12 protein-coding genes are annotated in these 13,484 nt (G+C 43.3%); 6 read left to right on the forward strand and 6 right to left on the reverse strand.

From position 1 onward, the window contains the following. Positions 1-216 (forward strand): IS3 family transposase (locus tag L1D55_RS14675; RefSeq protein WP_152966870.1); only part of this gene is annotated, 216 nt, incomplete at its 5' end. Between the two features lie 84 nt (positions 217-300). On the opposite strand, the gene L1D55_RS14680 is transcribed toward L1D55_RS14675, so the two are convergent. The 4 genes from L1D55_RS14680 to L1D55_RS14695 all read right to left on the reverse strand — a co-directional run bounded on the left by L1D55_RS14680 (position 301) and on the right by L1D55_RS14695 (position 4,958). After that, positions 301-1,020, reverse strand: a complete 720-nt coding sequence (locus tag L1D55_RS14680; RefSeq protein ID WP_004737782.1) for a DsbA family protein — start codon at positions 1,018-1,020, stop codon at positions 301-303. 106 nt (positions 1,021-1,126) lie between these two features. After that, positions 1,127-1,696: a protein disulfide oxidoreductase gene (locus tag L1D55_RS14685; RefSeq protein ID WP_239917943.1), complete on the reverse strand. Its 570-nt coding sequence runs from the start codon at positions 1,694-1,696 to the stop codon at positions 1,127-1,129. Positions 1,697-1,699: 3 nt separating this feature from the next. Further along, positions 1,700-3,763, reverse strand: a complete 2,064-nt coding sequence (locus L1D55_RS14690; protein ID WP_239917984.1) for a protein-disulfide reductase DsbD domain-containing protein — start codon at positions 3,761-3,763, stop codon at positions 1,700-1,702. A gap of 946 nt (positions 3,764-4,709) precedes the next feature. Further along, a complete protein-coding gene (locus L1D55_RS14695; RefSeq protein WP_008215629.1) occupies positions 4,710-4,958 on the reverse strand; it encodes a hypothetical protein in 249 nt (82 codons plus the stop codon). Between the two features lie 251 nt (positions 4,959-5,209). On the opposite strand from L1D55_RS14695, the gene L1D55_RS14700 reads away from it, so the two are divergent. Together L1D55_RS14700 and L1D55_RS14705 are read left to right on the forward strand one after the other, a co-directional pair. Then, entirely contained in the window at positions 5,210-6,814 is a 1,605-nt protein-coding gene (locus L1D55_RS14700; RefSeq protein ID WP_128164877.1) for a mechanosensitive ion channel family protein, read from the forward strand. A gap of 154 nt (positions 6,815-6,968) precedes the next feature. Further along, positions 6,969-7,802 carry a RecX family transcriptional regulator gene (locus L1D55_RS14705; RefSeq protein WP_171367734.1) on the forward strand — a complete coding sequence of 278 codons (834 nt, stop codon included), beginning with the start codon at positions 6,969-6,971 and terminating at the stop codon, positions 7,800-7,802. A 31-nt stretch (positions 7,803-7,833) separates the two neighbouring features. Here the strand turns inward: L1D55_RS14705 and L1D55_RS14710 are convergent, their stop codons facing one another. After that, complete coding sequence (locus L1D55_RS14710) at positions 7,834-8,628, reverse strand: LuxR C-terminal-related transcriptional regulator (RefSeq protein ID WP_239917944.1); 795 nt, start codon at positions 8,626-8,628, stop codon at positions 7,834-7,836. 258 nt (positions 8,629-8,886) lie between these two features. On the opposite strand from L1D55_RS14710, the gene L1D55_RS14715 reads away from it, so the two are divergent. The 3 genes from L1D55_RS14715 to L1D55_RS14725 all read left to right on the forward strand — a co-directional run bounded on the left by L1D55_RS14715 (position 8,887) and on the right by L1D55_RS14725 (position 11,507). Beyond that, positions 8,887-9,807 (forward strand): DUF3187 family protein, encoded by a 921-nt coding sequence (locus L1D55_RS14715; protein WP_239917985.1) that lies wholly within the window; start codon positions 8,887-8,889, stop codon positions 9,805-9,807. Positions 9,808-9,962: 155 nt separating this feature from the next. Then, positions 9,963-11,003, forward strand: a complete 1,041-nt coding sequence (locus tag L1D55_RS14720; protein WP_239917945.1) for a porin — start codon at positions 9,963-9,965, stop codon at positions 11,001-11,003. Positions 11,004-11,195: 192 nt separating this feature from the next. After that, positions 11,196-11,507, forward strand: a complete 312-nt coding sequence (locus tag L1D55_RS14725; RefSeq protein ID WP_239917946.1) for a hypothetical protein — start codon at positions 11,196-11,198, stop codon at positions 11,505-11,507. Positions 11,508-11,591: 84 nt separating this feature from the next. On the opposite strand, the gene L1D55_RS14730 is transcribed toward L1D55_RS14725, so the two are convergent. Further along, positions 11,592-13,439 carry a M3 family metallopeptidase gene (locus L1D55_RS14730; protein ID WP_239917947.1) on the reverse strand — a complete coding sequence of 616 codons (1,848 nt, stop codon included), beginning with the start codon at positions 13,437-13,439 and terminating at the stop codon, positions 11,592-11,594. Positions 13,440-13,484 lie beyond the last annotated feature (45 nt).

Raw genomic sequence — 13,484 nt, forward strand, 5'->3', positions numbered from 1 at the left:
TCGAGAAAAGGTAACTGCTTGGATAATGCGGTTGCTGAAAACTTTTTTGCTTTACTCAAAACAGAGATGTATCACAACCAAAGCTTTGAAGATGCAGATGCTCTGATAGAGCAAATTAAAGAATACATCGAGTACTACAATACCAAACGTATAAAAGTGAAACTAAAAGGCCTGACTCCGATAGAATATCGAACTCAGGCCTTGAAAGCCGCTTAACAGAAATGTCCAACTTTACGGGGTCACATCACAAGTAGGCTTTTGGTTTTTACTGGGTGGCTTTGCCTTTACTTATTAGCGAGATTAAAACGCTTCATCCACGATCTCTTTCAAGCGATCGTAAGGAACATACCCTGGTAATATTTTCCCATTCATCATCAGTGTTGGTGTGCCTGTTAAACCGAGTGCACTAAACGTTTGGTGGTTGGTTAGCAGTGTTTGGCTTTGGTCCGGCGTCGTTTCTAATTGTGCTTCTGTTCCAGTTTTCTTCGCGACTGCTTGCAGTGATGATTTGGTGTGAATGCCACTTTTCGCCATCAGTAATCTGTCGACTTCTGGGAATGCTTCTGGCTTATCCTTCCAAACTTTCATCGCATATAACGCTGCATTGGTATCAAGGCCGCTTACTTGTTGCTGTTTGAACGACAGGTACACATTGATAATCTTAATATCACTGTCTTCTGAGGCTAGTTGAACCAAGCCTTTTTCTAAGCGCTTACAGAATGGGCAGTTGTAGTCGGTAAAGTTAATGATCACCGACTTACCATCAGGGTTTCCGGTAATTGGATGAGCATCATTGTTGTATAGCCAATCATGGCTCTCTGCTTGAGCTTTCTTTGCTTGCGCTTGCCCAGCAACATACTGCTCTAAGCTGGTGTGTAGTCCCGAAATTGTAGAAGGGTTCTCTTTGAGGAATTGGTTGATCTCCTCAAGCTGCTGTACTTGCTCTTTGTTTAGTTCTGCGAAAGCGCTTGCACTCATCATCGAGCCTAAAATCAGTGTGCTAATCAGAAGTTTTTTCATGTTATTAATCTCAAATTCTTTTAATGGCGAGCGCCAATTGAGTTGCGCTCGCGCTAATGTTCTTTAGTTGGTTTAAATTGACCTAGTGGCCTGTTTTGCAGATAAGTTATGCAAAGTAAGTTCTTAGCCAAAGTCCGATTGGAGAAGTAACGCCCGTGGCGATACTGCTTATCTTTCCATCTTTGATGATGACAATACTTGGTGTGACATTGATGCCCCAACTTCTGCTGATCGAACCAGAAAGATCATTAATCACAGGGAAATCATACTCCTTGGCATCAATGAAACGTTGAACTCGTTCATCTGGCCCGGAGGACAAAGCAACAGAGACAACTTGATGTGAATCACTGAAGCGATTCACGGTCGGGCTCACCAGTTTGCAAGCACCGCACCAGGTAGCCCAAAAGTAGACAATCACTGGTTTGCCATTTTTACTGAGCTCAATAACGTCAATATCCTCACCTTGGATCGATTGACCCACGATTGGAATGGCATCTCCTTGAGGCATGTTTCTGCTGTGATAAAAATCCATGGCAAAAGAGACAACGCCCACGATTAAGATCATTGAGATGAGCTCTTTTCCCCACTTCTTAAGACGGCTCTGCTTTTTCACTTCGTGCTTTGCATAGCCACTTTCCGTTGTGCCAGTTGTATCTTTAGCGTTGGGAGTCTTCATTGATTACCTCGCTGCATCGATAGCTTGAACAACCGTGTCGCTGTCTAAAATCACGGGTAGAGGGATGCCTTGTTTGTAGCTTGGGCCGTAAACGATGTTAAATGGAACACCGAATCGCCCATTACTTTGCAGGTATTGGGTGACACTTTCGCTTGGTGTTGTCCAATCGCCCTTCATTAAAACAATGTCTTCTTGCTGTAGGTGGCTGTACACCGGATCTTGGAGAATTACACCGATCTTGTTTGCTTTACAGGTGATACACCACTCAGCCGTCACATCGACAAAGACCGTTTTACCTTCCTCAACTAACTGAGGAATTTGTTTAGCATCTAACTTCTGCCAAGGTAGGTCATCGACAATCGGGGTCGCCCAGTTATCAGCGGTCACGCTACCGATGATAAGCGCAGCACCAAACGTTAGAGTAGTGGTCGCCATGATAGGAATCAGTACTTTTCTGCCTAGTTTCATGCCAATCCAAATCAATACCGAAACAACAATAAACAAAGACAGCAGGATGGTCGGGAACTTACCGATGAATGGGGTCAGTAAGCTTGTTAACCATAAGCTGGTGATGAACATCATTAAGCCAAATACCAACTTAACTTTGAACATCCACGCGCCCGGTTTCGGCAGCAATTTGGTTAGGCTTGGGAACAGCGCAAAGATTAGCCAAGGTGCACTCATACCAATACCAAGTGCAATGAAGATAGCCCATAGTTCTTGGTAGCTTGCCCCAAGTGCATAAGCTACGGCGGTACCAAGGAATGGCGCGCTACACGGTGTTGCTAAGAGTGTGGCAAACATACCTTGAACGAAGTGACCCGAATGTGAATCGTCACCTTTGGTCGCCATCCAGGTGTTTAACCCTGAAGGCAGTCGGAACTCAAATAAACCCAATAGGTTAATTGAGAATAGCAAGGTGATGATCAACATGAACCCGATAAACCAAACGTTCTGGAATTGGATTCCCCAGCCAATCGCATTACCACCTACTTTTAGGAGTGTCATGCCAAGAGCTAGCAGTGCGAATGAAGTAATCACACCAGCAGCAGAAGCCAGGAACGAAAGTCGGATATGACGATGAGAGGCCCCTTGATTCTGAATGATGCTGTTTAGCTTCATTCCTAATACGGGTAACACGCATGGCATGATGTTGAGGATCAAACCACCAATTAAGGCGAAACCGATCATCGCAATAAAGCCGTTGTTGCTCTCTTGATAAGCGATTGGCTCTGAGCCTACTTTAGCTGTCATCTCTTCAGCAAAGTTGGTATCTGAGACAGTGACACTTACCGTGCGATCGGTTAGATCGACTTCACCAATCCAGTTGCTCACGTCAAATACAGCGGTCATGCTATTGTCGGTAATATGAACGGTAGGCTGAGAGAAGAAGTCGTCGATTACTTCTTCGCCGTCAATCAGTACCATAGGTTTATCCCAGCCGTCTTTACTCGTCAGCTGAGTGACCAATTGTTGTTTGCTTTTGTCCCAGTACAGGCCATTAACAGAAGTTCGATTAGCTTCGCGTGGAGACTGACTCATGCCCTGATTGAACAAAAACATGGCTTCTTCATCGAGTTCCAATGTTTGTGGATCAATCGGCAATTCAATGTCGTAATCGGTTAAAACACAGATATTGGTACATGACGGAAAGGTGAAAGACGCCTTGAATATTGCAGGCTTGGTGTTGTCTTTCAATGTGAGCGTAACTGGGAAACTGACATGCTTTTTATAGCCCAATGTCATTACATCTAGCTGCTCGTAATATTTAGGGATAGGCCAATGCCACTCTACTGATTCGATGTTGGTGGAACCTGACCAGTCCCAGCTTGGCGGGATGCCTCCTTCACCAGGGCTACGCCAATAGGTTTTCCAGTCTCCATCGAGCACGACATCGAGTACTGTCTGAATTTGAGAACCGTCATCGGATTGTTCCCCAGTCGACATCATTCGCATCTTTACAGGCGGGTGCTCAGGTACACTCAGCCAGCCGGTCGTTTGTGCCAGAGCTGTGAATGACGTCATTACCAGTAGGGCAGTGACTATAGTTTTCGCGCATGTACGCATGCAGAATGCCAAACAATCGGCAAACTTAGTTAGAAGTGTGTTGTACACAAATGTATCTCCAAAAAATAAATAAAAGGGTGTAATGGCCCGGTTATTTATTCTCTAAATATACAGTGCTTTAAGTGTAAGCGGTGCTTTGTTGGTCGAGCAGAGCGATGATTGTCTCTGGATAATCTCGATATGTGAGGTGGAAGGCTGAATGCTACAGCGATCAGAAGAATAAAAGGGATCAGCCAGCCAGTTTTAGGTGTTGCGAAGGTGAGCATTTTAGAGCTCAGGTCACAGGCACTCGAAGTTGGCGCAGACAGTGATTTAGATGCTTTTGATCCGAATACGCTGGAATAAAGCTCAGACATTTTTTCAGACGAAGCCATAGAGGCTTGCGGATCACTGCTTTCAGTACCAAGACGCGTTGATTGACTCATAGAATAGTTGGAAAACGTAACTTTATTTGCAGACAGCGTACTCGCCAGACAAGTTATGATAACCAGTCCGGTAAGGAAAAGCGCCCAAAGCGATTGCTTTTGTTGGCGGTTTTGGTGAGATAAAAAGAATCTAGGTGTGCTTAGCAAATCAATCAGTAATAGAGTCAGTTAGTATTGGGTCTTGGTCTTTAAATTGACGAACTATTTTTAATCACAGAGTTATCAAACAGCTCATTTCACGGCGGCTAGCTTAGATAACTTTGCTTCGTGCTACAAGTCATAAAACTGTCAAAGCCCAAAGGTGTATCATCACCAAACCTAGACGTTAAGGCACCGCGATTTGAGTTAAGTTCATAAGAATCTGATCTTTTTTAATATTTCTTTTTACGGTGTCGCTAATAAACGTTTGCGATGATTTCGGGTACAAAAAAGCCCAATCATTCACCTGGAATCTGATTGGGCTTGTTCAATTCTTATCTGTGGCTGCAGAAGCTTAGTATTCTAACTTCCTGCTTAGCCGTTTAGTGACTGCGGCGTGGGCCGTTACGCACTAGGTCTTTGCCGTTTTCAAATACTTCGTCAGTGATCCAACGAGCAAGTAGAACTTGGTGGCTGCTATTGAATACAGCAACAAAGTGACGACCGTCAGAGTTATTGGTTGCCATACCAACGCCTTCAACACCTTCTAGGCCTAAACCGCCAGCTTCTACCGAAATTAGGAATTGTTCTAGTTCTTCAAGCGTTTTAATTACATCAAGTTCGTTGTTCATTTTTTCATTCTCTTGCTGTAACCAATACCGGGTAATAAGGCGTTTCAAAGCATGCGCCTAAAGCCGATCTCAGTCGTTATTCTTTGTTGGATGCGTACTCTACAGGTCATGGAGAGGGATTGGAACTCTCAAATATTAGATACGGGCTGATATTTTGCGAAGTTTTAACACAACATACGTTTAAATGCTTGTTATCCATCTTCTTTTTACTACTATTTATAGGGTCAATTTAGACAGTAATAGGAATTAATATGATGAAGGTTTGGCGTTGTCTATTGTTAATGTTGACGTTTGTCGCATTCGGAAGTTTCGCGCAAAGTGTCGATAAGATAACACAAGTACAAGATCAGCTTATGCTTGATCTGGCAACATTAGAAACGGCGCATGATGCTGAGAAACCCTTTCTTGAAGATATTTTGAGACGTAAGAACCAAGGGCTACGTGAGGAGATTTTTACACAGCTCTCCTCTGACAAGAAGGAAGGGTTGGATGCCGTTCTGGCTCAGCAGGTTGAACTTTTACAAAAACTACTGACATTGAACGAAGATAAAATCGTTTCAATGAGTAAAGAAAACCGTTCGGCTGAAGGCGATGTTAAGAAGCGTCTTGAATTACGCATTCAGAAACGAATCGGAATGATGGACACCTACTACCAGCAGCTTGCGAAAACACTAGCATGGTCAAAAGAGCGTGGTGTCGACGTTACTGCATCGGAAGATACGCTGAAAAAGGCGCTAGTGTCTCGTTCTAAATACCTAACGAATGCGATTCTCTACACAGATACGCAGCGACAAGATTTAGAAGCACGCTTGTCGTTTGTTAATGAAGAAGAGAAAGCGACTATCAAGAAGGAGCTTGAACGCTTCAGTGAGCGCACGAGCGTGATGGTTGCGAGCTTAGAAGAGACAATCTCTCTGATGGAACCGTTTGGCGTCGACGTAACCTCATACAAGCGAGTGTTGCTGGCGACAACGGGAGACATTAACGCTGATGTGTTAGACGTTGATGTTGCATTGGAGCTTTTAGATGGCTGGCTTCGTTCATTTAGTGCGTGGGCATTCGAAAACACGCCATCATTCGTTGTTAAATTGGCTCTGTTCTTAGGTATTTTGTATGTAACACGTCTACTGTCGAATGTTGCGCGCAAGACCGTTCGTAAGAGCGTGTCACATTCTAAAATGGACTTCAGTGTATTGATGCAGGATTTCTTTGTGTCAATTGCATCGAAAGCAGTCGTGTTTATCGGTTTGCTTATCGCGCTGTCACAAATCGGCATAGAGCTAGCGCCACTGCTAACCGGTTTCGGTGTTGCCGGTGTAATCATTGGTTTCGCATTGCAAGATACACTATCTAACTTTGCGTCTGGTTTGATGATCTTGATCTACCGCCCGTACGATGTGGGTGACATGGTGAAAGTGGCTGGTGTTCAAGGCACGGTAAAAGACATGAGCCTTGTATCGACCACAGTACAGACTATTGATAACCAGCGCTTGGTGATTCCAAATAATAAAATTTGGGGTGATGTGATCAACAACATTACAGCAGAGCGTGTTCGACGTGTCGATATGGTATTTGGCATTGGTTACTCTGATGATATTGATAAGGCGAAAGCCGTATTAAATGAAATCATTGTTGCGCACCCTCTAGTGCTAAAAAAACCAGAGCACATGATCAAGCTACATACCTTGAACACATCTTCTGTAGATTTCGTGGTAAGGCCGTGGGTTAAGACCGACGATTACTGGGATGTATATTGGGATGTGACGGAAACCGTGAAGAAACGCTTCGACGAAGAAGGCATCACTATTCCGTTCCCTCAACGTGATGTGCATATATACAACCACGAAGAGAGCTAATCACTCATTGATTAACGTGACAATTAAATGGACGCTATTTCGGCGTCCATTTTTTTGTTGCCGTTATATCTTAAGCTTCATTCTGTTATCTCACTTCACCCGACTCAGAATTGCGTTATCATGGGGCTGGCTTAATCTTGATAGTTGAAATTGAATGGATGATTCACAGCAAAACCCGGATATTAAAAAAGCAACGGTAAGAAAAGCGCGACGAATCGAAAGCGTCATGAACTCTGCCATGTGGCACTTAACCCAGAGGGATATGACTGAGAGCGAGTTGACTGCGAAACTGAAAGTGAAAACGGACAATCAAGATTGGATTGACGAAACCTTAAGGAACTTGAAAGGTTACGGCTATCTAAAGTCAGATCAGGATTTTGCCGAGCAATTTGTTGAGCAAGCTTTCTTTGGCGAATTTGGCTCGCGATACATCGTTGAGAAGTTGAAGAAGAAAGGGCTAACAGATTCTGTTATTTCGGATGCGATTCATAAGGTATCTGCTGAGAAAAACATCGATGAACAAATGATTTTGATCGATCGAATCAATCATTACTATTCAGGCTTTACCATGAGCCGTGAAAAGCTTGTAGCGACACTGCAAAAACGTGGCTTCAGCTATCAACAAGTCAAAGTTGCTATCGATCAGCACCCACAAGCTCATGAGCTTAAGAGTAATATCCAACTCAAGGCCGAAAAAGCCGATTTGGAGAAAGAGGTGTTGAAATACGCGCGAAAAGGGAAGGGGTTGACTGCCATTCAGCAAGAGCTGAAACAGCGACAAATCGACACCAGCGAGTTATCAGCGTTAATCGATCGATTAATCAACGAAGAGCAACTGGATTTCTATTCGTCTTGTTTAGAACAATTACAGAAAAAGTCTTACGATCTTAATGACCATAAAGAGCGTTCTAAGGCTTATGCGATGCTCAGCCGCAAAGGTTTTTCATCTGATGAGATAAAGTTCGCGTTAAGTGAAGGTAACGAATAGCTAGTGACTAGATAAATCGAGTTAAATACATCTATCGAGTCGCGTCTCTATTTTCAGTAATTCCTAAGCCGTTACGCAATGCAAATTGAACTAGTTCATTGTGATTATTCAGGTTCATTAACCCAAGCATTCGGTACTTATGCGATTCGATGGTACGCGGGCTGAGGTGCAATTTATCTGCACACTCCTTGGCAGTGTACCCTTGAGCGATAAGTGATAGCACCTTGGTTTGCTTTTTCGATAACAACAATAGCTTATCACTATCGTCTTCCCACAAATTCTCACTTTGATTCAACGTTCGAGCTAACGTTGAATGCTGCCAATAACAAAGCCACATCTCACATACAAGCTTCAGTCGCTTAATGTCTTCTAAACCCAATGTGGTTTTATTGTCGTGGAAGTTCGTGAAAGAGAGTGCTCCCCAACGTTGGTTAAACAGCTGCAAAGGGATAATACAGTGCCACTTGCCACCTTGTTTATATATTCGGCGTAGCACATCATTTTGAACTTTAGCGAGCTGATCTTCTGAAAACTCTAAGTAGGTTTCTTGGGTTTTGAGTAGCTTCAAATACTCGAGATGGTTGCAGCCTAAAAAGTCTTGCTTATTAATAGGTGGAATATGTGATTTAGATACCGAGATGGTTTTCCCATCTTCGAGTAGTACCATAGAGTTTGGGTACAGGGTTAATCTGTCAATATCAAACCAGTCTAGGACGTCAAAGCTTGCTGTGGACCAAGTTGCAGTAAAATCCTTTGGATCACTATTGATCAAAGTTTCAGACTGATTCATCAACAATTGCTCAAAGCTCTGGCTAGAGACGCTCACATTTTATCCTTATCAAAAGTTAGGTTATTCATTCACGCGGTGAAGATATTCGTTAAAACGCTCGAGAGCAAGTGAACATTAAAAGATCGTTAAGGTGTTCTTAGATCGATTTTTTTAGAACACATTATTCTATGTATTTTAGCGAAAAGCAGTAAATTTGCTGCATTAATTGAAGGCTGTTTTTAAGAGAATCGGACGTTTTAGACTATTGAGAAAGTTGTGACAGCGTTAAGAACCATTCTGACTGTATCCTTATCGATTTTACCTTTTCACAGTGCTCTAGCATCTCCAATGTTCGTCTATGCACAATCTCCCATTCATTCGAATGTGCTCTCTACACAGCTTCGTTCTGCTGAACCAAATAGGACTGGTACGATTGAGTTTAAGTCCTCTTATACGCAGGCCAGTGTATGGGCGCATACACAAGCTTACTCCTTAGATTATTATCAAAATCAATCCAACATTGCTGTTCAATGGCAAGCATCTCCAATTTGGAAAACTGAACTCGATTATCGTGTTGTCACAGCCAAAGATAACGGTTTAGATAGTTTTGTGATGGGGTTTCATGATCTGTTTGGTGTTGGGCAGAATGGTCGTGATGAGGTTGCAGAAGATCAGTTCAATATGGATTTTCATAATGCCGGTATTCATGTGTCAGATTTCGAAGGTGATGACCTAACCAATGCGCTTACCTTCTATAATGAGTTGTTACTGTATTCTCGAGGGCCAATGTCACTGTCGGCTGGTGGTTCACTGTTTTACAACAATGTAAGAAGCGGGCAGTTTGCGAGAACCAGTTTCGAGCAGGGTGTCCAACTCAACTACAGCTATATCACTCCAAGGCACAGTTTCTTTTCTACCATTGGCCTTGTACATCGAAACAGCGATGGTCACTTAGTGAGTGATGAGAGGCTAGCACTTGAAAACGTGAGTGCTAGCTGGGCTGTTGGGTATGAATATCGATGGAATCAGCGCCATAGCTTTGTCCTTGAATCGCTTAACTATCAAGGCTGGTCGACCAATGATCCAGATTTCTCGGAGCCATCGAATGAGGTGGTTGTGGGGTATCGCTATCGTTTGTACCGCCTTGCTTTAGAAGCCTTGATGATTGAGAACATTCGTAATATGGATAACAGTACTGATATCGGCTTCACGCTCGGCTTACGTTTCTCAATATAAAAGCGATATCAACATATCATTATTTAATTAAATTCATCTTGGCTATAAAATTTCAGTAATTTTACGGTATATCAATAACTGTAATTTTTGAACAATAGCGCCACTCCAAAAGGCCGGACTAACAAGGCCGAATCAATATATAGGTAGTGGTAATCATGAAAAAAACATTAGTAGCACTTGCGATTGCAAGCATTTCAACTTCAGCATTCGCTGTAAACACAAGCAGCCAAAATAGCCAGAATGAAGAGATGTTTGCTTTTGATTCTATGCACAAAGATCAATTCTCAGTAGCAGGTTCTTTCGGTGTTGGTGGTTACTACGACACAGGTTCAAAAGCATTTTACGATGACTGGGCGACTGGTCTAACACTTGCGGTAAGCTACCGTAACAACCGTTTTGTTGGTTACTTCGAAACTGACATGATGCTGAATTACACAACTGACGATAACGTTGCAGCGAACGACGCAGCTACATCTGGTTGGGTGAATGGTATTGATACAGGCCCTGCGACAGACGTTGATAAAGCTTGGTTAGGTTTCGACACTGGTTACGGTATCGCTTCATTCGGTTGGGAAAATGATACGGCACTAGATAAAGTTGACGGCGCAGGCGATAACACTTACGAGTTTGGTGCTTCTGCTGGTGATGCTTCTGATGCATTCAATGTCGTTAAGTTCCAAGGCGCAACAAGCGGTATCGCTTACGGCATCTCTTACTTTGAAACGAAAGATTCTCGTAACGACGACGATTTCGACAAAGGTGTGAACGGTTACATTGGTCTAGAGCAAGAAGTATTCAACCTATACGCTGGCTACGAAAACCGTAACTACGAAGATGATTTCGAAGTATACACAGTGACTGGTAACGTGAAAGTTGGTGCTCTTAAGCTAGGTGTAAACTCTTGGATTGAAGAGAGTGACTCATCTAAAAACAAGGGCTACTACCTGTCTGGTGGTTACACACTATCTGAAGACCTAACCATTGCAGCTGGTTACGCATCTAGCAACAATGAACTTGACGGCCAATCGGACGTAGACGCTTCTTACATCAACATCGCAGCTATGTACCGTATTGCTGACAATGCTGATATGGGCATCGATATTAAGCAAGATATCGAAGGTTCGCGTATTGGTTCAACAAGCATGCAATACGACGAAGAAACACACGTATTCGCAGCAGCTTACTACTACTTCTAAGAGTAGTGTCGAGGCTTAGGCGCGCTAAGAGCCTAAGCCTTTAAAACTCAAATATTGAAACTGAACGTTATGGTGTAATTGCTGCCCGGTCTTTACACCATATTCTCTTCTTTGCGCAGCTTAAGCATCCACTGTTCGACATGTGGTATGCCACTCAAGCGTTACGAGTGGATTATTATCTGGAGATACAAAATGGTTAAGAGCATATCTGGCAAGGGTGTCATTTATGGCAATGAGACTCTGTTTACGTGCAAGCCTAATCGAAATGGATTGTTTGAATTGGCACGTAAACATGGAAGAGCTGCTGGTACTCGTCCACAAGACTCACAAAATAAAGTCTACGCAGAATCTTTAGATGAAGCATGGAGCTTACTGAAAACTGAAAAGTTTTATATTGTGTTGACGGGACAGGTATACGGCATTCATAGAAAGTCTTTGAGAAGCGTTGAATCGGTTGATATTGAATTTGATACCGAAACACGCTCGGCGTGCGCTACGGCGTAATGCCAATATTGAAAAGAAAAAGGACGATTAATATCGTCCTTTTTTACTTTTACCGTTTAATCAACGAGCGATTGTGAACGTTGGTTATCGTCCGTATTTTTCAACAATAAAACGCTCAAAATCATCACACATTTGTTCATTCGACTCTTCATTATTCGCTAATTCAGTTGCGCCATCGACAATCGATATTTTCGCATTTAAATCTGCGATTTGTGCACGTTCACGAGAAGCTAGTTGCTTGATCTTTTTCTCTTCAATTGCCCATGCTTGGTCAGGTGTTAAGTTGCACTCATCAGCCAGGTATTTGGCATTGAAACCTTCTCCAGTCAGGCTTTCTATTGTTCCATTGTGATTAACACTATTACCTTTATACCAATAGTGCTCAGCCAATAAAGGGCCGATCTCAGGGTTATCTGTTAAGTAACCAAACTTGTCAGTGAAGTAAGCACGCGTTTGATATACCGCCATGTGAGCCAGTAAGTAACCTTGGTATGCGCAAGAGGCTTCGTCTGATAACAGGTGCGGGATTGCCATTAATGGGCGTGGGCTGCAATCCAAACCGAGTATGCTTTTTTCGCTACGACGAGCGAGCTCAGTGATCTTCTCAGGCGTAAGATCTTCGTCAGCCATTTCATACAGCGCTCGTTCAAAGTAAGGCACCACAAGAATGCTGCGCTCTTGGTAGGCTCTGAATGGCTGCTTACTATCAATCATTGCTTTAATAAGTTCATCAGGTACCGGCTGACCTTCATCATTGACTGCATATTGTTTTAGCCAATCGGCATCATTCAATAGGCTATCGCAGAACATAGACTGAGTTTCCGCGTAAGCCATTGAGGTCGGTGCAAACTCTTGAGAGAAACACGGCGCATTCATTTTGACGTTGGCAAAGTGTGCCGCATGTCCACCCTCGTGAAACAGAGTGTTGATTCCATCATAGCCGCTGCCGACTTGATCGGGCTTAGCGTTACTTGTGAAGTTGACTTGAGCTGGCACCCAAGTGTCTTGGTCATAGAACGAAGGAATAGGCCCATGACAAAAACCATTTGGGTACTTGCCTTTGCGATCAAGCAGATCCAACTTCAGTGTGGCTTGAGAATATTCGATATTTAATCGACCAAAAGACTCAACCCAGCATCTCAATGACTTTGAGAAAGGGACGTAAGGGTCGAGGTCATTCATCACGTCACCAGCAAAAGAGTAGGTGAAGTTATGGCCTTCGAGGGCGCTTTGACCCTTTTGCGCAGCCAAGTTGGCGAGACTTTTTTGATGACTATCTCGGGTACGTGCCTCAAAGTCGTCCAAAATCGTGAATAGTTGCTCAGTGGTCATCTGCTCCGTTTTTACGACGGAATAATCGAAAAACGTTTTGAACCCCAGAGACTGGGCAAACTTATTGCGTTTTTTGATGAGTTCAATAAAGCCGTTCACAAGTAGCCATTGTTCTAGCCCCAATAAGGCTTGGTGTGCTGAACGCCTAACTTGCTCACTACTGTTACTTCTCACCGCTGAACCTAGGACAGGAAGCGAACCTTCTGTTTCTTGTCCCGCTTCATTTACGTAAGTCATCACGTGGTTTTGCTTTTTCTCAAACAATTCCCCTTCAAACTTGATGAGGTCTGCCTTTAGCGCTTGTGAATCCTGCGACTCAATGGCATGCGATTTGAACGTAGCTAACCAACCATTTAGCCCAGTTAAGGTGCTCTCTTTTTCTTGCGGATCTTGAATTTGGTCGATGGTACTTAGCTGGGCTTCGATAGCCTTTATCTGTTCAGCAGAGCTCAGAAACTCGGTCCACTGAGTTTGAGCGAGGGTTGAGCCATCATGGTCGTCACTGATGCCCATATAGGTATCCCAAAAGAAGTCTTCTTTCGTTTTGTGAGTCGCAAGATACTTGTGATTCAGTTGGTTGAGATAGTTCGTTGCCGTCATGACATTCCTTGAAAATTAACCAGTAATTTCAACATTATGACACAT

The organism is Vibrio sp. Isolate22 (genome assembly GCF_022398115.1).
Classification (GTDB): domain Bacteria; phylum Pseudomonadota; class Gammaproteobacteria; order Enterobacterales; family Vibrionaceae; genus Vibrio.